Origin of the sequence: Cupriavidus sp. USMAA2-4 (genome assembly GCF_001854305.1) — a bacterium.
GTDB classification, from domain to species: domain Bacteria; phylum Pseudomonadota; class Gammaproteobacteria; order Burkholderiales; family Burkholderiaceae; genus Cupriavidus; species Cupriavidus malaysiensis.
This window is the reverse complement of record NZ_CP017749.1, coordinates 2,102,188-2,124,728: the sequence shown is the minus strand read 5'-3', so window position 1 is coordinate 2,124,728 and position 22,541 is coordinate 2,102,188. Positions and strand designations below refer to the sequence as shown.

At 70.5% G+C, this 22,541-nt stretch carries 11 protein-coding genes; 1 reads left to right on the top strand and 10 read right to left on the bottom strand.

Features of this window, described 5'->3' with window-relative positions:
- Positions 1 to 18: 18 nt before the first annotated feature.
- The 9 genes from BKK79_RS29285 to BKK79_RS29245 form a co-directional block, all read right to left on the bottom strand.
- A complete protein-coding gene (locus BKK79_RS29285; protein WP_071039565.1) occupies positions 19 to 933 on the bottom strand; it encodes a peptidylprolyl isomerase in 915 nt (304 codons plus the stop codon).
- Positions 934 to 987: 54 nt separating this feature from the next.
- Positions 988 to 1,221, bottom strand: a complete 234-nt coding sequence (locus tag BKK79_RS29280; RefSeq protein WP_071039564.1) for a hypothetical protein — start codon at positions 1,219 to 1,221, stop codon at positions 988 to 990.
- Positions 1,218 to 1,796: a YbjN domain-containing protein gene (locus BKK79_RS29275; RefSeq protein WP_071039563.1), complete on the bottom strand. Its 579-nt coding sequence runs from the start codon at positions 1,794 to 1,796 to the stop codon at positions 1,218 to 1,220. Before BKK79_RS29275 ends, BKK79_RS29280 begins: the two co-directional genes overlap by 4 nt.
- Before the next feature lie 41 nt (positions 1,797 to 1,837).
- Positions 1,838 to 2,599 (bottom strand): hypothetical protein, encoded by a 762-nt coding sequence (locus tag BKK79_RS29270; RefSeq protein ID WP_084085317.1) that lies wholly within the window; start codon positions 2,597 to 2,599, stop codon positions 1,838 to 1,840.
- Positions 2,600 to 2,609: 10 nt separating this feature from the next.
- Positions 2,610 to 4,364 carry a putative porin gene (locus BKK79_RS29265; RefSeq protein ID WP_232346347.1) on the bottom strand — a complete coding sequence of 585 codons (1,755 nt, stop codon included), beginning with the start codon at positions 4,362 to 4,364 and terminating at the stop codon, positions 2,610 to 2,612.
- Positions 4,365 to 4,498: 134 nt separating this feature from the next.
- Positions 4,499 to 5,215, bottom strand: coding sequence for an energy transducer TonB (locus BKK79_RS29260; RefSeq protein ID WP_071039561.1), 717 nt, complete (start codon positions 5,213 to 5,215; stop codon positions 4,499 to 4,501).
- Between the two features lie 10 nt (positions 5,216 to 5,225).
- A complete protein-coding gene (locus tag BKK79_RS29255) occupies positions 5,226 to 5,636 on the bottom strand; it encodes an ExbD/TolR family protein (protein WP_071021575.1) in 411 nt (136 codons plus the stop codon).
- A gap of 12 nt (positions 5,637 to 5,648) precedes the next feature.
- Complete coding sequence (locus tag BKK79_RS29250; protein ID WP_071039560.1) at positions 5,649 to 7,430, bottom strand: DUF2341 domain-containing protein; 1,782 nt, start codon at positions 7,428 to 7,430, stop codon at positions 5,649 to 5,651.
- 176 nt (positions 7,431 to 7,606) lie between these two features.
- Positions 7,607 to 9,289, bottom strand: a complete 1,683-nt coding sequence (locus tag BKK79_RS29245; protein WP_084085313.1) for a ShlB/FhaC/HecB family hemolysin secretion/activation protein — start codon at positions 9,287 to 9,289, stop codon at positions 7,607 to 7,609.
- Between the two features lie 202 nt (positions 9,290 to 9,491).
- Between BKK79_RS29245 and BKK79_RS29240 the strand changes: the two genes are divergently transcribed.
- Entirely contained in the window at positions 9,492 to 9,941 is a 450-nt protein-coding gene (locus BKK79_RS29240) for a hypothetical protein (protein WP_231908159.1), read from the top strand.
- Between the two features lie 79 nt (positions 9,942 to 10,020).
- Here the strand turns inward: BKK79_RS29240 and BKK79_RS29235 are convergent, their stop codons facing one another.
- Complete coding sequence (locus tag BKK79_RS29235; RefSeq protein WP_198173338.1) at positions 10,021 to 22,251, bottom strand: filamentous haemagglutinin family protein; 12,231 nt, start codon at positions 22,249 to 22,251, stop codon at positions 10,021 to 10,023.
- Positions 22,252 to 22,541: the final 290 nt, after the last annotated feature.

Genomic DNA, 22,541 nt, shown 5'->3' with positions numbered 1-22,541 from the left:
GTTCACCCGGGCCTGCCGTCATTGGCTCGGCACCAGCGCCTTCTTCAATGCCTCGTCATCGATGGAAACCGCGTCCGCCGCCGCCAGCTTCGCCAGGTAGGCCTGCACATTCTGCTGCGCGCGCTGCTCGCGCAGCGCGGCCCGGATCTGCGCCCTGACCTCGTCGAGCGGCCGCAGGGCCGCCTCGCGGACCTCGACCAGCTTCAGCACGTGGAAGCCTGTCGGCGTGCGTACCGGCGCCGACACTTCGCCGCGCTTGAGCGCGTTCGCCGCTGCCAGCACCGCCGGTTGGATCATGGTCTCCGGCACGAATCCCAGGTCTCCGCCGCGCGCCGCGCTGGCCTTGTCTTCGGAATACATCTTCGCCAGGGCCTCGAAGTCGGCGCCGCGCGCCCGCGCCCGCCGCGCCAGGTCGGCGGACTTCTTCTGCGCGCCATCGACGGCGGCCGCGTCGGCACCGGGCGGCAGCGCGACATAGAGCTGGGCCAGGTGCAAGGCACGCGGTGCCATGAAGGTGGCTCGGTTGCGCTCGTAGGCGGCCTGGATCTCCGGCTCCGGCGGATAATCCGCAGCCGGCTCGCTGAGCGCCGCCAGGTAGCTCTGCAGCAGGACCTCGCGCTGCGCCTGCTCGATCGCCGCCTGCACCAGCGGCTGCTTGTCCCAGCCCTTGGCCTTCGCCTCGGCCAACACCGCCTTCTGCGCCAGCAGCGTGCGCACGACCTGGTCCCGCGCCGCCGCATCCGCGAGCAGGCGCGCGCGGCCTTCCGGGCTCAGCGAGCGCGACAGCCCGGCCACCTCGGCCCGCGTCACCGCAGCGCCCGCGCCCCTGGCCACCACCTCGTCCTGCGCGTGCGCGGCGCCCGCTACCAGGCATGCCGCCCCTAGCAACCATGCGCCGAGTGCCGGCGCGATCCGATTCGTTCTCTTCATCATGACTGACTCCACTGCAAGACTGTGCCGCCCGCATGGCGGCGGCCCGGCGGCGCCTCAGGGCATCGGGCCGGGCATCGGGCCGGACACCGGCGGCGCGGTGCCCGCCGTGCGCATGCGCACGGCGCGGCGCGCCTGCACGATCTCCTCGGCCGAGATGCCGAACTCGATCGAGACTTCGGCGATCAGGCGCACCAGCGCGGCCCGCTGCCGCTGGCGCGCGGACTCCGCACGGCGCGAGTGCTCGGCCTGCCTGGCCAGCGTCAGGACGCCCTGCACGAAGCCGCTCATTGCAAGACCGGCTCGGCTCCTGCTGGCGCGGGTTCCAGGGCGGCGTTCTCCGGCAGCACGCCCTCCGCGCCGCCTGCGCTGCCCGCGCCGTCCGCACGGAAGTTGCGCAGATGCAGGAAGAACTGGCCCATCATCTGGATCCACAGCCGGATGGCGACCGACAGGTAGTCCAGGTGGACGCCGCCGGTGACCACCACATCCATCTCGAGCACGAGGAAATCGCCGTGCGTGGCCAGGCGGGCCAGCCTGCGCGTGCGATGCCATTCATCGACCAGGCCGTCCGGCAGCGGGCCGCCCTGCACGCGCAGCGGGCAGCTGAGCGTGAAATCGAGGTACTGGTCCGGCCCGAGCGTATTGCCCCAATGTACCTGGTAGCCGATGCCGTGGCTGGCGCTGTGCAGGCGCGTGACGCCGTCCTCCTGCAGCAGCGTCACCGCGCAGCCGGCGGCGCGGATGGCATCGGCCACCTGCTCCGCCGTGACGAAGCGATGGATCGCGCTCGAGGCCTCGGCGGCCTTGTCATGGGTCCCGCTGGCGGCGCCTTCCGCGGACAGGTCCTGGTTCAGGTCATTCATGCTGGTAACTCCTGTGGTTCGGTAAGCGGTTCGTCATCGCATCACTGCCGGGCGGCCTGTTCCGCCGGTGCCGCAGCAGGGGCCGCAGCGGGGGCCGCAGCGGGGGCGCTCGCCGGCGCCGCCGCGGCGGCGGCGCGCGGGTCGAACTTGCCCTCGTAGAGCTTGTCGCCGTACTCCTGCGCGATCTGCTCGTACTTCACGCGCGCCTTGGCGGCGAACGGCTGCCGCGAGGCGATCACCGTGCCGATGCCGACGTTCTCGTAGGCGTCGAGGATCTCCTGCCCGACGGCATAGAGCTTGGCGTTCTTCGCCTCGCACAGCGCCAGCGCGCTGCGTTGCGCGCCGCTCTCCTCGCCCAGCCGCTTGCGCTCGGCCTCCGCGTTGCGCGCCAGCTTCAGCAGCTCCTCATAGGCATTGCGGTACTGCGCGATCTGGGCATTGGCCTTGTCGGCGATGGCCTGGGCCTGCGACTGCGACGCGCGCGAACCCTGCTCCAGGCGCTCACGCGCCTGCTTCTCGGTCGCGAGCTGGGCCTGCGCGGCCTCGAGCGCCTTGCGCAGCGCGTCCGGCGAGTCCTTGCCGGCCGATGCCCCGGCCGGGCCGGACTGCCCCGCCTTCAAGGCCGCAAGTTCGTTCTGCGCCTGCTGCAGCTGCGCGGTGGTGTTGCGCAGCTGTGCCCGCAGGCGTTCCTCCATGCTCTGGGCCGGTTGGGCAGGCTGGGCCAGCCCGTTGCCGGCCCAGAGCGCGGCGGCCATCATCACAGCGGCGGACATGCCCCATGCACGCGGGGACGGTTTGGTCATGACGCCCTCCTCAGAAGCGGGCATTGAATTCGAACTGCAGCGTATCGATCGACAGCGGCGGGCCGAAGACCTCCTTGGTCGAGATCCAGCGTCCGGTCACCCATGCGTTCTTGTCCAGCGCGTACGAGCCGCCGAGGTAGTAGCCCCGCGCATTGGTGCCGCCGCCATGGAAGGTCGAATCGTTGAACGCGTCCGGCACGGCATCCGGCTCGATGCGCTTGTAGCCGAACATGACGTTCCAGTCGCCGCGCGCGGCCGGCGACGGCTTGCCGAAGGTGGCCTGCAGCATGTAGGCGTTGGGGCCGCTCTTGAAGTTGGCGCGCGTTACGTCGCCGGCACCGAAGTTGTTGACGATATTGCCGTTGGAACGCGCAAACATTGCGTTTTCGTTGTACGCCAGGTTGCGGATGAAGTTGGCGTCGAAGCGCAGGCCGTAGACGCCGGCGACGCGCGTGTCCCAGCGCAGGTTGACATCGAACAGCTGGAACTTCGAGGCATAGCCGACGAACTGCGGCAATGGGGTGTTAGCGGGATCTAAGGGGTTAGACGCGATAGTGCGCAGCAGCATGAGCGTATTGCCCTTCTGCATGAAGGCCGGCCGCGACCAGTCGGAATCGCAGCTCGTCGCGCCCGCGTAGAGCGCGCACGGGCTCGACAGGCGGCCGTTGATATTGTGGAAATCGTAGTAGGCGAGCGCGCCGCGCAGGCGGTTGGCACTGTCGATCTTCCAGTTGGCGCCGACCTGGGCGCCGAGCAGCCACTTGTACTCGCTGTGCATCTTGTCCTGGCTGTTCGACGGCGCATTGTCGTTGGAGTACTCCAGCGGAATGAAGCCGATCGAGCCGAACAGGTTGATGTCGCGGTTGATCGGCAGGTCCTTGTCGAAGCGCGCGGCGATGCCGTCGAGATTCAGGTCCGGCGAGAACAGCATGTCGGTGGTGACGAAGGGCGGCGCGAAGCGCCCGCCGATCACGTTCATCCAGTCGGTCGCCTGGTAGGACACCCACGCCTGGTCGAGCCAGATGTCCTTCTTCGCCAGGCCGCCCCCGAGCGTGGTGTTGGTCGACACCGGGCTGTTGTCGTTGCTGGCGGCCACGCGCACGCCGGCCTTGATGCTGTCGGAGACGTCGGCGAAGATGCCGAAGCGGGCCCGCGCGCGCCACTGGTTGGTGCGGTTCTCGCGCGTATTGAGCAGCGGCGGCAGCGCGACGCTGGTGTTCGGGTTGACGTCGACGCCGTTGCTGCTCTTGTTGATCGCGGCAAAGTCGATCTGGATGTTGTTGTTGTTGCTCGAGTAGAAGCGCGACTCGTTGCGCAGGCGCATGTCGCCTTCGATGTGGATGCGCTTGGTCCACTCCGGCAGCTCGTTCGGCGCCGCCCAGCCTTCCGCCTTGGCCTGGGCCATCACCTCGCCCTTGACCTCGTCGCGGATCTCGTCGCGCACCGTCTGCGGAATATAGGGCACGCGCACATCGCCCGCCTCGACGCGCGGCGCGCCGGCCGGCGGCGTGGCGGCCGCCTGCTGCGTTGCTTGCTGCGTTGCTTGCTGCGTTGCCTGCTGTGCTGCCTGCTGCGAGGCGAATGCCTCGGTCTGGGCCTGCGCCAGCAGCGCTTCGCCGGTTGCCTTGTCGAGCGCGCCGCTGCTGATCAGGCCGCGGATCAGCTTGACCATGGCGCTCTCCCTGGGTGCCTCGGCGTGGGCGGCGCCGGCCGTCACGAACAGTGATGCAGCCAGCGTGGCGGCCAGCACCGACCGGCGCGGCACCGATCTCGGCGACGCCGCCGCGGCGGCCCTCCGAGCTTGCTCCTCCCGGGGAGCTTGCATTGCGATTGCGTTCATTTTTTGTCTGTGCGTTGCTTGAGAAGGAAGGACGGCTGCGGTCTTGCCAGTCTTGTCGTTCACGGCCGCCGCCCCCGGATGGCCATGGAAAGCGGGTAGCGCAGCGATGCCGGTGGCCGCTCCTCCGCCCGGAAGTCATGCAGCATGGCGAGCACGGCATCGTCGATCGACTTGTTGCCGGTGCCGCGCGCCAGTTGCACGCGTACCGCGCGCCCGTCGGCATCGAGCCAGAGGTCGATGCGCACATCGTCGAAGGCCAGCTGGCGCGTGCGCGCGTCGCGCGCGAAGGCCTGCTGCATCGCGCCGGACAGCCAGGCGCTGTACGAGCGGCTGCCAAGCCCGCCTCCGCCACCCGTCATGCCGCCGCCACCGCCGGCGCCGATGCCGAAGGCATCCGTGCCGGCCTGGGCGTCGCCATTGATGGTGACCGCGTCGCCGAGATCCTTGCTGGGGCTGGGCGGCGCGTCGTCCTTCGGCGCCTCCACCGGCTCCACCGGCTTCGGCTCGACGACTTCCGGCTTGATCTTCTCCGGCTGGGGCTCGGGCAGCTTCTCGGGCTCCGGCGGCGGCGGCGGTGGCGGGGGCAGCATCAGCATCGGCGTCGCGGCCACCTCACGGCGCACGCTGGCGGTATCCGTGAGCAGGTGCCAGACCAGCGCGGCGACACCGGCGGCCACGAGCACGCCGGCCACCGCGCCGCTGCGCCGGCGCAGCAGCGCGAGCGCCGCGCCGGCCGGGCCGCCGGCGGGCCGGACTGTGGAATCGCGAGGTTTCACGCTGCGCTCCTCACGCCGGCTTGCCGGTCACCAGGCCGACCTGGTTCAGGTCGATGCGGCGCAGCAGGTCGAGCACCTCGACGACCTTGGCGTACTGCACCGCGGCGTCGCCGCGCACGATGACGGGGAAGTCCGGCGTCAGCGCCTTTTCGGTGCGCAGGCGGTCTTCCAGTTCCGGCAGCGACACCGGATAGGCGTCGAGGAACACCTGCCCGGAGTTGTCCACCGTGATCGCCTTGGTCTTCGGCTTCTCCAGCGCCACCGACGAACTCGCCTTGGGCAGGTCCACCTTGATGCCAGGAATGCTGGCGTTGCTGGTCAGGATGAAGATGACCAGCACCACGAGCAGCACGTCGACGAAGGGCGTGATGTTGATGCCGCTGGCCCGCTTCTTGGTGCCGAATCGTCTTGCGTATGCCATGGTCCGCCCCCGTCAGGCCCGCTGCAGATGAGGCACGCGGCGGCCTTCGCCCTGCTCTTCCGCCAGGCGCGTGGTGAACTCGTCGACGAAGACCGCCATGTCGGCGGCGATCCCCTCCGAGCGGGAGGCCAGCCAGTTGTAGCCGAACAGCGCCGGGATGGCGACGCCGAGGCCGGCGGCGGTACACAGCAGCGCGGCCGCCATGCCTGGCGCCACGGAGTTGATGTCGACGGCGCCGGCCATCGCCGCCACCACGAACACCAGCATGATGCCGATCACGGTGCCGAACAGGCCGACGTAGGGAGCGCCCTCGATGGTGGTCGACAGCCAGTTCATGCGCGCGCCCATGCGCTCGACCTCGCGCACCATCGCGCCGTCCATCGACGCGCGGATGGCGCTGATGGTGGCATCCGAGACGGCGTTCATGTCATAGCCCAGCTGGTGGCGCCGATGCATCTCGTCGACCGCCACCTCGTACAGGCGCCACAGCGAAGACTGCGCGCGCACGTCTTCCGGCACGCGGCCGCTCTCGGCCAGGCGGTCCAGCGGCGCGCCGGCGGTTTCGCGGAAATGGTCCATGAAGGCCGCGTTGGCGCGTGCGTTGCTGCTGTAGCTGCGGCTCTTGGTGATCATGATCAGCCACGACAGCGCCATCATCACCCCCAGCAGGCAGACCACGACCCAGGCATCGATCGGCATCGCCGCGATGATGAAGCCGAAGTGGCTCTTGCCCGCCTGCTGCTCGTCGGGGCCAAAGGCCGTCAGGCGCGACTCCGCGCCCTGCGACACCGCGTCCGCCAGCAGCAGGGCCGCCGGCCGCGCGACCTTGGACACGCGGACTTCGTCGATCGCACCGGCAAAGCGTGCCAGCGCGCCGCCCGCGCCGTTCGCGCCCTCGACATCGGCACCGATGGAGGCCGGCGTCTTCAGCGCCGGCAGCGCGGCGGCCAGCGTCGCGGCCGGCCGGCCACCGACATACAGCGTCACGGCCTTGCCGTCCGCGCTCACGGCCAGATGCGACCACTGGCCTGCCTGCACCGGCTGTCCCGGCTGGCTGGTCTGGCCGTTGACGCGCACGAAGGGCACGCCCTGGTCGATGCCGACCACCAGTTCGCCGGCACCGTCGCGGCGCACGTAGATGGCCTCCTGCGGACCGAGCTTCTCCGGACGCACCCAGGCCGAGAACGTGAAGCTGCCGCCGGCGGCGACGGCCAGGGACGGCGAGGCCGGCAGGATCACCGGTGCGGCGCCGGCCTGCGCGCCCTTGCCGATGATGGCGCCGTCGAGCGTGACGACCGCACTCTGGCTGTGGTTGCCGTAGGCGGTGGTATCGCGCGCCGGCACATTGGCTTCGCCGAAGTGGTAGACGGCGGTGTAGTCCGGATCGAACACGCGCTGCCCGTTGCCGGCGGCCGGCGCCTTGCGGTTGCCGTAGTACATCCAGATCTGCTGCTTGCCGCTGGCGGAGACCGCCGGCACGTCCACCCACACCAGCGCGATGCCCAGCATCGGGTCGAACTGCTCGACCTGGTGGTTCAGCACGGTCTTGTCGTCGGCGGCCACGAAGCGCAGGTCGGCGCCGGTCTCGTTGACGCCTTCGAAGCTGAAGTTGCCGGTGTGCAGCCGCAGCAGCACCGGCATGCGGCCGGGATCGGCAGCGATATTGCCGCCCTGGGGGCCGGCGTCGATCGTGATCGGTTTGCGGTAAGCCCAGTCTGGCTGCCACCAGGCGTGCGCCAGCGCGGGCATCATCGCGCCCAGCAGCGCGAGCAGGAACGGAAGGATGCGTCGCATTTCAGTGTTTCTCCGTGGGTGCTCCCGGTGCCTTGCGGAACCCACCGGGCGGTCAAGTCGTTGATGGATCGATTTCGGTGATCGTTTGTGGTGATCGTTTGTGGTGATCGTTTGTGGTGATCGTTTGCGGTGATCGTTTGCGGTGATCGTTTTTTCGGGCCGCGTCGCCGCAGCGCTCAGTAGGTCGCTGTCACGCTGAAGTTCAGGTGCGGACGATGGCGCGGCGTGCGCGGTCCGTCCTTGAGCGGATAGGCGGCATCGAACCGTCCGTACACATGCGTGGCCAGCCGGAACGAGGTGCCGATGCCGAACGAGGCCAGCGAGAAGCGCGCCTTCTGCTCCGGCAGCGGATCGCGCAGCCCCAGGCGGGCGGCGTCGACGAAGCTGTAGACACGCCAGTCCTCCACGTACGGCGTCAGCAGCGGGATCGGCGGCGCGCGCCACTCGATCGACCCGACCACGCCATAGTCGCCGGTCGCCTCGGCGGACAGGTAGCCGCGCACCGAGTTCATGCCGCCGCCGGCGATCTGCTCGCTCGAGATCAACGGGGAGTCGGTGAGCTGGCCGGCCACGCGCCAGGCGAGCTGCGAATTGCCCTGGAAGGTGTAGGTGCCGTTGGTGTCCGCCTTGACCAGCGTGAAGCTCGGCGTCGCCTTGTAACGCTTGGCATCGAACTGGTGCTCGTTGCTGCCATAGCCGAAGAAGCTCTGCGTGCCGGTGACGATGGCCGCGTTCAGCGCGTACTGTCCGCGCTCGCCCTGGTAGAAGCCGCTGTAGCCCAGCGTGATCGGCGCGTACTTGAGCGGCACGGTGTCGCCCGCGCTGCCGAGCCGCGTCACTTCGGTGTTGTCCTTGAAGTCGACCCCCAGGCTGAACGCATGCCACCAGGCCCCGGTGTCCGGCACCGTGTAACTGCCCTTGACGCCGAAGGCATGGCCCTTGCCGAGCACCGTGGTGCCGCCGGTGGTCGCCACGTTGCTGTCCGACTTGTAGGCGTTCGCTTCCAGCGACCACTGGGTGCCCTTGAGCGGCGCGACATAGGAGGCGGACCACACCTTGGTCTGGCTCAGGTCCTGCGGCGCGCCGAAGAAGCTGACCGAGGCCCGGTGGCCGAGCTGCCAGAGGTTGTCGTAGCCGAGCGTGGCCGTCATCCGCAGCGGCTTGGTATCGGCGCTGCGGTCGTTGTTCAGGCCGAGGCTGGCCCGCCACGGATTGCTGTCCTGCACCTTCAGGTCGACGTCCATGGTGCCGGGCACGGCCCCCTGCTTGACGAGGGGAACGACCTGCTGATCGCCGGTGCGGTTCAATGCCGAGAGTTCGGCCTGCGCCGTGTTGAAGTCCGGCACCTTGCCCTCCGCCAGCGACGGCACCTGCTCGCGCACCTCGCGCGGCGAGTGGTACTCGGCGCCGACCACCCGCACGCGCCCCACGCGCGTCTCGCTGACCTGCAGGTAGACCACGCCGCCGCTGACCTGCTGCTCCGGCAGGTCGACATAGACCGATTGGTAGCCCTTCGCCTGGTAGGCGGCCAGCAAGGCGTCGCGGGCTGCCTCGATGTCCTTGAGCGAGCGGTTCGGCCCCAGGTAGGGCGTGACGGCCTTCTCGATGGTGCGCACGTCGAGGGCGGTATTGCCGCGCACGATGTACTCGTTGATATTGACCTTCCGTTCCGCGGCGGCGCCTGCTGCCGCCTTGCCCGCCTCCGCTTCCGCCTCCGCGCCGGCCACCGCCGCCGCGCGCGGGGCCGCGGCGGCGGCATCGTCCTGCGCAGACGCCACGCCGTGGCCGGCCGCCCCCATCGTCGCCGCGCACATGGCCGCCCAGTGGAGCCAGGGCCGATTCGTCCTGATGACACGCATTGTGTGACTCTGATCTGTTGGTTCGATTGCCGTTGCACTGCCGCCGTGGGGCCACCGGGATCCACTGGAGAAGCCGCTTCCCGCAACGCCGGCCCGCAACCGTGCCGACGTCGTGCACAGCCTTCTAGACGGGCTGGCGTCGCACTGCCTAGCGTTTGTCACGAAGATTTCATGCTCGCTGCAGGAACACGGCGCCTGGCCTATGCTGGAAGCCGGCATCGACATGACCATGGAGGACGCGATGATCAAGCGAACGGGGAAGGGCTGGCGGCATTGCGCCATCGGCGCGGCGCTGGCGGGATCCGCCCTGGCGGCCGGCGCGGCATCCGCGCCCGCCGCCAGGGAGTTGGAAACACGGGAAGAGGTGGCAGGGCACGCGGCCGGCTGCGTGGAGGTGGAGGTCAACGGCATGCGCTCGCCGTCCTACGACTGCCTGACCGACAAGCTCAAGCCCGCCGCCTCGGCGGCGGGCGCCAGGCCGCCGCGGCAACCGGAGTCGGAAGCCATCGCCCAGCGGCCGGGCAATCAGCTCGGCGTGTTCAACTGGTCGGCCACCTCCCAGCGCATGGGCAATACCTTCGGCACCTCGGTCACGCCGCAGCGCCCCGCCGCTTCACCGCCGCCGTCCCCGCTGATCCGGCCCGGATCCTGAGCCCCGCCCTGCGCCCCTCCCGGCGCCCCTCCCGGCGCCCCTCCCGGCGCTTTTCGCCGGGACCATGGCGCGGGCGGCCTCAGTGCGCCGGCTCGGCCGCCTGCTGCAGGCGGCGGCGCTCGTCGTCGCTGAGGCGCGCCCACAGCCGGGGGTCGACCTTGCCGCCGAGACCGACGATCTGCACGGGGCTCGACGGGTCGTAGCGATAGGGCATGCCGGACTGCAGCCCCGCTGCCGGCGCTGCCGGCCTGCGCTCGCCGTCTGCGGCCGGCGATACGTCGCCGCCGAGCATGCGCACGGTGAAGATCGACGGCAGGCCCTGGCGCTGCGCGGCACGCTCGCGCGTCATCGCATCCTGCGCCGCGGCCGCCGCCTGCGAGGCCACCGCGCTGGCATTGCTCAGCGCCCCCACGTTGACGCTGGCCACCACCGGCAGGCCGGTCGACTTGCCCTGCACCTGCACATTGGCCGCGTTCACCACCTGCAGCGCGGCAAAGTTCACGTTGCCCGAGACCCGGATGCCCGCCTCGCCCGCGTCGATGGTGCCCAGCGGCGCCACCAGGTCCACGTCGCCCGGCGGCACCTCCGGGATCGGGCTCAACGTGGCGATGCCCGCGCCCGAGGACGGCACGTTCGGCGACACCGTGACATTGCCCAGCGCGTCGTAGACGCGCTTGGGCGGGGTGTACAGCACGGTCGTCTTGGCCCCCCGGCCGGCGTTGATGTCGCCGTCCGACGACCAGCCCTGGATGCTGCCGCCGAAGGTGGTCATGATGCGCGACAGGCCCAGCAGGATCGAACCCTTCGAGTACAGAGCGATATCGCCCGACCCTTGCGTGATCAGGCCGGCGCCGGTCCCTGCCGGCACGCCTTCCACGCCGACCAGGGTCTTGCCGCCCGGATTGAGCATCTGGATGCCGCCGCCGAAGTTGGTGTGGATGCCGGCGTCCGTCGTCACGGGTACCGCCTGGCCATTCACCGTCTTGGAGCCCGTGATGCTGCTGAACATGGTGATGTCGCCCTGGTAGGCGATCGCCCTGCCCTGCGCGTCGGCGCCCGGGAACAGCGTCGCGATGGCCTCGCGCCCGCGCAGGTAGCTGCCGTAGCGCGAACTCGCCGGATCGTTGTACTCGCGCCCGCCCAGCAGCAGCTCCTGGAAATAGACCTGCCGCGCGAAGACACCCTGCTGCTCGCCGGGCAGCGCCAGGAAATAGGCCAGCGCCTCGGCTGCCCCGCCCTGGTAGCCGAAACGCTGCCGCATCCAGGCCAGCAGCTCTGTGTCGTAGGTGTGCGCCACCTTGCCGCTGCCCGCCAGCGGCGTGCCGGCGTTCAGCTGGTTCGCCGCATCGAAGTACAGCCGGGCGAAGCCGGCGTAGTCGGGGCCGTTCGCGCCGACGCCGGCCAGCACCGTGATACCGGCCCCGCCCGACTTGTTCGACACGTTGACCACGTCGCCCGCGCTCGTCAGCGAGCCGTCATAGCCCTGGTACAGGTTGCGCCCGGCCTGGACCTGCAGCAGGCCCGGCCCGGCGATCGTCACCGACTGGCGGAAGATATCGCGGCCGGCCTGGATCAGCGTGATGTCGCCCGCATCCAGGTTCAAGAAGGTACTCGCCGTGGTACCCGTGCCGACGATATCGCGGCCGGCGATGACCTGGAACGGCTTGGCGGCGGCGTACCAGGTGGTGGGGAACGGCTGGAAGGAACCGGGGCCGAACCCCGGCGGCGGGTTCTGTACCTGCCCGAGCGTCAGGTCGACGATATCCTTGCCGGCATAGACGAGCGCCGGCAGGTCATCCCCCGCATGGAGATTTCCCAGCGGCGTGTCCGGGCCGAACGCGATCGGACTGCTGCGCGTAAAGCCGAGATAGGCCGAGGTCGGACTGGCATTGTTGGTGCCGCCGCCACTGACCGAGGTTTCGAAGACCGGGCGCAAGGGCGTCGCCAGCGTGCTCATGTCGGCGCCGGACATGGCCACCACCTGGCTGGACCCGTAGATGGAACCCGCCGCCAGCAGCTCGAGCTGGCCGCGCGGCGACGGTACCAGCTCGAGTACCGGATACGTGAGGCCCGGCAACGGCTCGGCGAAACGGATGTCGCCGTTGGCAGCCGCGACGATCAGCGTGCCAGGATAGAAGCCGTTGCTGTTCGACAGGCTGTTGCCGAAGACCCCGCCCTGCAACGGTGCCACATCGCCACCGGCGGAGTACAGCCGGATCGCCGATGCCGGCGTCCAGAGGGTGAAGGCGGAAAAGCCGCCAGTCGGAACCAGGGTCGTGCTCCCGTCCGCATTGCGCAGCAGATAGGGAATGCCGGCCTGGTCGACCGCGTTGCCCATGCCGGCATCGGCGGCGCCGGCGATCACCAGGTCGCCGCGCGCGGAGACATTGACGACACCGTCGCCCGGCGTCAAGGTGGGGCCGGGCGTCTTCGTCGAGCGCTCGAAGACGTTGGCTTCGACCGCGCGCGGATCGAACGACGTGAACAAGGAGCCGCCTTGCACGACCGTCAGCGCACCGATGGAGCCGGCATTCACATTGATGTCGCCGCGCAGGTTCGCGATCGCGCCATAGTAGTCGGGCGGCTGGACGGCGGTGCCCGGCAATACCGCGTTGAGCCCGCCGCCGATCTTCAGCGTGAGATCGCCGCCGCCGGTGGCGACCACGGTGCCGTCGGCCAGTACGCGGCCGGTCGAGGCCACCGCGAGATCGAGTGCGGTCGAGCCGCCGCCGGTCAGGCCGGCATTGCGGCCCGCAATCACGGTCAGGTTGCCGCCGCCCAGCGTGCCGATCCCCTGGAAGCCGGTCATCGAGCTATCCACCTTCCAGCTGGCGGTCTGCGTCAGGGAACCGAAGTTGATCCACCACGCCGTGGGATCGGCGGACGCGCCGCCGCCCTGGCGCCGCAGCCAGTTGCCGCTCAGGTCCGAATCGACGTAGCGGGAATTGTTGTCGGCGATCTGCACGCGGCCCGTGACGTCCTGCTGGGCCATGAGCAGCAGGTCGCCGCCATGCTCCGGGTACCAGGCGTGCAGGCCGGCGCCCCGCATGGCGATGATGTCGTAGGGATTGCTGCCATCCGCTGCCAGGATCGGCGCCGCTTGCGTGCCGGCGGTGTAGACGCCGTAGGGCGTGGCCTCGCTGAAGCTGCCGCCGGCCAGCAATTCGAGATTGCCGGTGCCGGTGCGCAGCACGCTGAAGAAGGTGCCGTTCAGGGAGGCGTTGTAGCTCGGATCGTTGAGGGTGAGATTACCGCCGCCCTGGAGCGCACGCACGGTCTGCAAGGCGCGCTGGTCCGCGCCGGCCAGGTCGGCACCGGCTACCAGGCGCAGCGCCGCGGATGACGTGCCGGCCGCCAGCATGGTCGCCGCGGCCGACGCGGCGGCCGCGCCGGGAGCCCCCTTGCTGACCAGCGTCGTGGCGACGCCCGGCATAGGGATCCCGGCCTCGAACAACAGGCCGTCCGCGGCGGACAGCCTGGTGCCGGCGGGAATCGTGTCGCCGACGTAGTAGATGGTTCCATCCGAGCCGATGAGGCCGCCGAGGTAGTTGTAGAAGTCGTCGTTCGGCACCGTCCAGCTCGTCATCAGGTAGACGTCCTTCGACGCGACGTAGCTGGCCCCCGGCGTGCCCCAGTAGCCATCCTGGAGGGAGAACTCGGGACTGTTGGTGATATCCAGGATGCCGTCATAGATCGCCGGCTTGCCCGCGACCGCCCGGAAGCCGTCGGAAATGCTGCCCTTGACCGCCAGGTTGCCGCCGGCGCGGATCACCAGGGCCAGTGGCTCGCCCGCGCCGTAGGCGGCGGACGTGGCATCGCGGTCGGCGCCGGGCCCATAGCGATAGCCGGCCAGGTCGATATCGCCGGATACCGTCAGGTTGCCCTGCGGGGTGGCGCTCACCAGCTCCACGCCCGGGCGCAGGTGCAGGGCGCTGCCATAGGCGGACAGCCCCGCCAGGCGGCCCTGCAGGGCGGCATTGGCAAGCGCACCGGCCATGAAGAGCTGGCTGTCCCGATCGACCAGATCGAGCCAGCCCTGCGTGATGACCTGGCCGTTGGCATCGCCCGGATCGGCCGGCGCGTTCGCATAGGTGGCGAAGCCGTTCAGCTGGATGCTGCGCGCCCCGCGGAGGGTGAGCGGTCCGGCGGCCGAGATGGCGACATCGTTGCCGGTCGCATTGGCCGGAGCCCCCGCGCCGGTCGCGCTGGCCACGGTCGCGCCGACGCGCTGCGCGTTCAGCACGATATCGCCATAGGCCACGCCATCCGGCGTCGACAGGTCGATGGTGGCGCCCGGCTGCAGCAACAGGGTGCCGCCGGCGGCGGTGAGTTCGACATGCCCGCGGTTCTTCGCCTCGATCGGCTGGCCGTAGCTGTCCACCTGCAGCACCGTGCCGTGCGCGTCGAGCACCGCGCCCGCTGCCAGCGTCAGCCCCTTGCCGGCCGACAGCCGGATCGTGCCGGGGGCCGCCCCCGATGCGTCGATGGTGCCGTTCACGGTCAACTGCCCGCCGTCCGTCGCGATCGACACCTGGTGCGCCTTCACGCCGTCGCCGACCACCAGGTCGCCCTGCCTGGCGGTGAAGCTGCGCGCATCGAAGAAGCCGCCCCGGGTCAGCGCAGCATTGAGGCCGGCAAAGTCGGCGAACGTCCCGGCCCGCGCATTGAAGTCGCCGCTGGCCTGGCCATCGGTCGCGCCGCCGTTCAGCGTCCCGTTGAGCACGACCTGCCCGTTGCCGGCATCGATCGTGATCTCGCCGGCGTTGGCATGGGTGGCCGAGACGTCGATCACCGAGCCGCCGGCCTGCACCACGCCGCCCTGCGCGCTGTGGAAACTGGCCGTGCCGCCGAAGCCATAGACCGTGGCCCGCTGGATGGTCGACGGCTGGCCGCTCAGGTCGATGCGGCTGCCCGCGTCCAGCGCGATATCGTGGGTAGCGTTCACCACCAGCTTGCCGCTCGGCAGCAGGATGGTGCTGCCGATGGCGACGCTGTCGCCGCCCAGGTCGATCTCCGCGCCCGCGACGGTCGAGACCGCCTGGCTCGGCGCCTGGCCCGGCGGCGCCACCACGTTCAGCGCCCCGCCCGCCGTATAGGCCATGATCGACTTCTGCATGCCGGTCAGCAGCGGCGTCGCCAGCGTCAGGTTGCCGCCGGTGCCGCTCTGGCCGAACACGGCGCTGGCATCCGTGCTCGGCGCCTGGTAGACGAAGAGCGAACCGTTGCCGGCCGACACGATCTTCTCGCTGGCCTTCAGGTTGACGTTGCCGAAACCATAGACCGTGCGGCTGACCTTGGTGTTGTCCAGCGACAGGAACTGGCCGAGGTCGATCTCCCTGGCCACCAGGTCCAGCGTGCCCAGGCCCGTGCCCGGGCCAGCGGCCGCGACCGCCGGCGGCGTGGCACCGGCGATACCGTTCCACGTGATCCTGCCGGCCGCGATGGTGGCATGGTCGCCTGCCCCGCCCCAGCCGTAGATGGCGGGCGTGTTCAGCACCAGGTTGATACCGGTGCCGGTGGCGTCCAGGCCGGCGCTGCCGAACACGTTGATCGCGCTGGACGCGCCCAGCGTGATGGTCTGCAGTGCCGGCACGCCGCGCGGCAGATCGCCGCTGACCAGCCGGTTGAACAGCGCCTGGTCGAACTGCAGGCCGGCCGGGGCGCCCGCCGCGGCAATGTCGGCGCTGCCGCCGACGTTGATGGTGTTCATCGCCAGCGCGATATTGCGCGAGCCGAAGCGGGCGCCCGAGTCCATGTTGACCCCGCCGTTGGTGGCGAATGCCAGCGTGCCCTCGGAGTACAGCTGCGACCCGGCGCCGATGGTGATGGCGCCGGTGCCCTGCGAGCCGAGGAAGTCCAGCCTGCCATTGGACAGCGCCAGCACCGAGGTACCGTAGCCGGTGGTGTAGCCCATGCCGGTGGAGGCCGAATCGAACGGCGCTCCGCCCTGGCCGATGGTGCTCAGGGTCACGTTGCTGCCGACGCCGATATTCCCGCCGACCAGCACCAGCTCGCCGGCCTGGAGGGTGACGCCGTCGCGGATGGCGAGGTCCTTGCCGCCCTGGAACATCAGCGAGCCGTTGATCACGCCCACCGTCCCGTTGACCAGCAGTCGCGGGGACGCGATGGCATTCAGGTCGGCGGCACGGACCGAGACGCCGCTGAAGCCCGGCGTGGCGCTGTCCGCGACGATCTCGCCCACGTTCGACAGGGCCACGGTGCCATCGATCCCGCCCGCGTCGCCCCGCAGCCGCGCGGTGCCGGCGAAACCCAGCGCCGTGGCGGCTGACGGCGTGTCCGGCTGCTCGAAGGCGATCTGCAGGGTCTTGCCGTCGCCCGGCAGCAGCGGGCGCAGGCCGCCGAACTGCGCCGTCCTGGCGGTAAAGAAGTCGGCGTAGCCTTGCTCGTTGTACTGCGCGTAGCGGCGCACGGCCGTCCCCGGCGTGATCAGTGCCGTCAGCGGCAGGGCGCTGTGGAAATCGGTGCCGGCGATGCCGGTCTGCACCGCGGTGGCAAAGGTGCCGTTACCGATCGCGGCAACGCCGCCGAGCGGCTTGGTGCCGCCCGCGCCGAGTTCCACCCGGTAGGCGCCGGGCAGCAGCGCGTAGTTGGAGGGCAGCAGCGTGTAGGTGCCCGCCGGCAGGCCGGGCACGCCCGCGCCCACGGTGATCTGCTGGCCGATGGCCGGATCGCCGGCGCCGTTCTCCGGCGCCACCGGCGCGTAGCCGGAGGCATAACCCGGCAGGATGGCGTAGACCTTGTCGCTCGCCTTGCTCAGCGGCGTGGCCGGGTTGGCATTGACCAGCGGCGTGGTGAGGATGTTGACCGAGCCGCCGCGGCCCGAGACGAAGCCTGCGCCGGTCAGCGTGCCGCCGCCCGAGAGGTCCAGCGTCGCCCCGCCCTGCACGTTGACGGCCTGCGCGTCCAGCGTGATCCCGGCCCCGGAGCGCAAGGTGGAGTTGCCGGAAAAGCCGGTGAGGGCCAGTGGCAGCACGCTGGCGCCGCCGTAGGTGTAGGTCACACCGTCGATGGTGCCGCCATAGGGAATGGTCAGGCCTGCCATCGAGACGGAGGTCAGGCTGCCGGGCAGCAGGTCCACCCGCTGCGTCGCCGGGTAGTTGATGCCCAGCGCGATGGCGCCGAAGGGAGCGCGCACGATGCCGCCCTGCTCGATGACCGCCGCCTGCAAGCTGAGGCTGCCGAACACCGACAAGGGAGCGTCGGGCACGTCCGGCGTGGTGCGCCCGATCGTCAGCGTCGCCACGTAGCCGGGATTGTTCTGCCCCGCGATGACGGTGGCCCTCGCATTGGTGGCCGGGTACACCTGGGCGGCCTGCAGGTCGATGTCCCAGGCGCTGGCCAGCGTAGTGCCCTGGTCGACGGTGGTGGGCAGGAAGCGGATGTCGCCCTGGCTGACCAGCCGGGTGGTGCGGAAACCGGGCGACGGCGTATGCACGAAGTCGAAGATCGAACTATCGTAGTGGGCGATGTCGGCCGAGAAGGTCAGCAGCCCCTGGATATCGATCTGCTTCGCATCGACTTCGAAGGTGGCGACGGTCGGTGCCCCGGCGCTACGCGGGTTGCCGATCGTACCGCTGCTGTTACCGTCCGGTACGATGACCGGCACCCCGCTGAGCAGGACGTACGGCGCGGCGATACGCACGCTGCCCGTTGCCGGCGGCGTGGAGGCATCGGGCGGCCCCGCCAGCACGGGCCCCGAGGTGAACGCTCCCGCCGTCAGCGACACGCTCTTGCCTAGCGCCAGCGAGACATCCCCCGAGAACTGCATGTAGTCGCCGGACCTCAGCGCAAGCGCGTCGAAGCCGCCGGCCTTGACCGCGTCCGCGCTGACGGTGGCGCGGCCGAGGGCCAGCGCGGCCGCATTCGTGCCCGCGGCGAGATCCGCGGGCAGCGATGGCGCGGGCTGCGCCTGCACCACGGTCATGGTGCTCGGGACCAGGGCGCTGGGCGGCAGCACGCTCAGGTTGGAGAAATAGGGCGTGAGCAGCGCGATCGACAGGCTGCCGCCGCTCGCCCCGGCACCGCCGCCGGCGGCGTGCAACGTGCCGTCCAGGTAGATCCCGCTCAGCGAATCGAGCGAGATGGCGCCACCATTGCTCGCCAGCGTGACGGCACCGCCCGGCGCGGCGCGCGCGTCGACCGTGCCCGCATCGACCACGACGCGGGTGCCGTCGGCGTCCAGCTCGGCTCCCGGGCGCACCACCACGAAGGCGGTGCCGCCGCTCAGCTTGATGGTGCCGCCATCCATGGCCGTGCCGTAGGTACGCCCCTGGGCGTCCACCGCCGCGTAGGCCTGGCCCGAGACATCGAGCCTGGCACTCGGGCCGACCCACACCGACACGCCGCGGCCGACCCCGGTCGCATCGAAATTGCGCAGGGCGTCGAGGGAGCCGTCTGCTTCATTGACCAGGCTGATGCTGCCGCCGTGCGCGGTCAGCGTGCCCTCGATATCGATCAGCCCGGTGGCGTCGATCTTGATGCTCTGCCCCGGATCGACGGTGATGGCGGCGTCTTTCTGCATGATGATCGACCCGCCGCCCACCAGCTGGTTGCCCTGGCTGCGGGTCTGCGAACGCAGCGTGAGGCTGGCGCCCCCGCGCTGCGTGAGCGTCGCGCTCTGCGGGTGTTCGGCGTACAGCGGCGGCAGCCACAAGGACATCGCCGCGGACGGATCGCTGCCCGAGGGCGCCGCCACACTGTCGGCGGTGATCCGGTACACCGGCATCGCCGGCGCGATGGCGGAGCCCGCCACCAGCATGCCCAGCCCGGCATTGATGTCGTAGTTGGAGAAGCCCGCGCGGAAGAACGCGGGGCTGAGCGCCGGGGCCGGCGCCACCGACACCGTCTGCGGCAGGACCGTGCCCGGTGGAATCACGGTGCCCGCCTGGTAGGTCATGTCCTGCGCCTGCACCGAGCCGGCGGCATAGACGAGACGGTAAGGATTGATCTGCAGGCCCTGCGGGAACACGCTCGAAGGGATGATGGTCCCGACCGGGATCGTGCCCGATCCGGCGGCGCCGATGATCAATGTCCCGGCCGGCACCACCTGGCCCGGGCTATAGTAGACGAGGTTGCCATCGGCGCCTCTGGAATACAGGGCGCTCATCCCGTTCGGGACGACCCAGTTCGCCGCGGTCGGTGTGCCGGCCCCGCCTGAGAGCGAGATATCGATGGGAACGGGCACATCGAGCGGCAGCGTGTTGTGCGTCTCGACCAGCGTGAAGGGCATGGGCTGCCCGGCGGCGATGGTCAGCGGCTGCGTGAGCTGCATGCGCAGCGGCGCCGACGTGCCGGCGGCCAGCACGCCGCCGGCCAGGGCCGCGTTCTCGCCGATCAGCACATTGTTCGGCGAAGACAAGGTCAGCGTGCCGCCGCCGTTGACGCCGGCCGCGCGGATCACGCCGTCCAGCACCAGATTGCCGGTGACGGCGCTGGCACCGCCGGACACGTCGCCGGCGACCAGCGTGACGTTGCCGCCCTTGCCGCCCACGGTCTTGCCGCTGGCCAGGATGGCCGCGCCGGACGAGACGTCGATCACGCTGCCGCCGGCGATCATCACATCTTGCGAGCCGTCGATCGTGACGCTGCCGCCATTGACATAGGCAAGCCCGGCAAGGCTGGCCGGATCGATGCGCGCATTGGTCCACACGCCGCGCGCGTCGATCGTCCTGCCGGCCTCGAGCGTCAGCTGCGACGTGCCATCGGCCGCCATCAGCGCGCCGGGATAGCGGTCACCGGCGCGCGTGAACAGGTTCGACAGGTTCACCGTGCCGCCGCGCGCCGTCAGGTTGGCATTGACGTCGACATTGGGCGCCACCAGGCTCAGCTGGCCGCCATCGGCCAGCGCCAGCGGCTGGCTCACCACGATGCGCCCGCCGCTGGCCAGGTCCAGCACGCCCAGCTGGAAACCGTTCAGCATGCCCGCGTCCAGCCACACCGTGTTCTGCCGCTGCGGGTCGAGCGCATCCGCCGCCCCCATGCCCGGCGTCACCCCCACCTCGGTGCCGATCTTCACCTCGCTGGTGAACACCCCGGTGCGCCCCGGCCCCGTGTACTGCCCCAGCGCCAGCGCGCCCGCCTGCGCCACCGCGTACTGCCCCTGCTTGTAGCCGTCGGCGAGGCCCGCCGCGCGCGCCTGCGTCTGCTGCGCCCCGTTGAACACCCGCGCCACCACCTCGCCTTCCAGCACCGCCGTCGGCGCGCTCACCTGCAGCCGCCCCGCGTCGCGCCCCACCGTGTAGCCGTTCTGCAGCACCTGCTGCGGCGCGATCAGCGGGCTCGCGTACGACTGCATCGCCGTCTTGCCCCAGCGCGGGTGCTCGTCGTCGAAGCCCGTGTAGACCCCCGTGTACAACACCCCCGCCAGCGCGTTGTCGGCCTTGGTCAGCGTCCCGTCCGCCGCCTTGAACCAGGTCTGCTTCAGGTACCCCGTCTGCACGTCCAGGCTGCCGCCCGACAGGTTGATCGACGAGCCCGCCTGCGTCACCACCTCCTTGCCGCCCAGCGTCACCGTGCCGCCCTGCGCCGCCCACTCGCCGATGCGGTGCCCCTGGTTGCCCAGGTAGCCGCCCACCTCCAGCAGCCCGCCTCCCGTGTACCAGCGCTCGGTCGCGTAGCCGCCCACGCCCGCCGGCACGTACACCAGCCGGCGCCGGTCGATCCACACGTTCGCATTGAGCAGGTTCCCGCTGTCGCGGTTGCCCGGCGCGTCGCGCTGCTCGTTGCCCTGCACGTTGATCTTGACGTTGTTGGTGTCCATCGCCAGCGCCACGCCCACCGCCCCCGACACATCCAGCTGCGCCCGGTTCGCCACGAAGCTGCGCCCCGCCGTGCTCACCGCGATCTGCCCGCCCGTGGCCAGCGTCAGCGAGTCGCCCTGGAACAGCACGTCGCCCCCGCTGACGATCTCCACGCGCGACTGGTCGCGCCGGTCCGACAGCTTCGACAGGTTGTCGAACAGCCCCGACGCCGCCCCCGCGCGCAGCAGGTCCTGCGCCGCCGAGTCCTGCATCAGCGCGTCGCGCTGGCTGTCCAGCGCCGTGGTCTTGCCGTCGTCGTCGATCAGCACCGCCGTCACCGCCCCCGGCCCCAGCGTCACCCGTCCCTGCGTGTCCGCCGCCGAGTTCAGCAGGTGCACCGTGCCGCGCGTGTTGACCGTGGTGGTCGCCACCGCCACCCCGAGCTGCTGCACGTCGCGCCCGGCCAGCGTCACGTCACCCTCCGGGGCCAGGATCAGCCCGCTGTTGGCCACCTTGCCCGCGCTTCCCGTGCCACCGCTGGCCACGAACTGCGGCGAGATCTCGTTGCCGCGCGTGGTCGACGTGGTGTTGCCGTCGGTGCCCACCCCGCGCCGGATCACGAAGCTGTCGCCCGCGGCCAGCGCCGCCTGCCCGCGCGGCGTGGCGATCGTGCCCGCGTTGCCGACCTCCCCGCCCAGCAGCAGCACATAGCCCCCGCCCTGCGTCACCGTGGCCGGCGCGCGCGTGGCGATGCGCGCCCCGGCCTGCACCTCCACCTTGCCCAGCGCGTCGGTGAAGCTCGGCGTGGTGCCGTTCAGCCCGTAGATGCCGTTGCTGCTGAACTGCCCGTCGCTGATGCGCGCCGCCGCCGCCACCAGGTTGCGCGTGTCCACCTGGCTGGTGCCGCTGAAGATCACCCCGTTGCGGTTGACGATCATCACCGTGCCGTCGCCACGGATCTGCCCCTGGATCTGGCTCGGCCGCGCTTGCGGGTCGTTGACCCGGTTCAGCACCGCCCAGTCCGCCTGCTGCTTGAAATCCACCGTGGTGCTGCGCCCCACGTTGAAGGTCTCCCAGTTCAGCACCGCGCGGTCCGCGGTCTGCTGGATCGCCACCGTGGTCTTGCCGTCGGCCACCGTCTGCGCCGGCGCGTTGGCGTTGACCCAGCCCTGCGTGAGGCTGTTGGTGTCGATCTTCAGCCCGCCCTCGGCCAGCCCGTCCGGCACCGTGGCGTTGGCCGCCGCCGCGGCCGCGCGCGCGCTGGCCTGCGCGGCCTGCATCGCCGCGATGCCCTGCGCGGCCGTGCCCAGGTTGGCCAGCGAGCGCTGCAGCTCGGCGCTGGCCTGCTGCTGCTGCGCCGAGGGGCTCGCCAGCGCCGACACCGGCATGCCGTTGGGCAGGCGCCCGGTCTGCTGCGCCGCGCTCTGCGTCGCGCCCTTGGCGGCGAACCACGCGCTGCTGAAGGCCTGCTGTGCCTGCGCCGTGCTCCAGATCCCGCCGCTGGCGAGAATCAGCACAGCGGCCTGGGCCATCGGTGCCCTGCGCAGCACGCGCCTGTCCTGTGCCAGCCGATCCGGTTTCGTTCCTGCGCACTTGCGCCCGCGTGTGCTCATCTTGAGGTCTCGCCTAGGTTTTGCGTCGATGCCGGCCCGGCGGCCCCGCCCGGGGGACCGCCGCGCTCAGGGTGTCCAGCGCAACGCGGCGTCGCACGCCATCGCTGCGGAAGTTTTCTGACGAGCTAAGACGATTGACGACCACGGCAGTCCGCAAAGTATTTTTTCGGCACGCGTGTTGCAGGCAGACTGCAGGCATGGAGGGATGAAGGCATGACGGCGCGAGG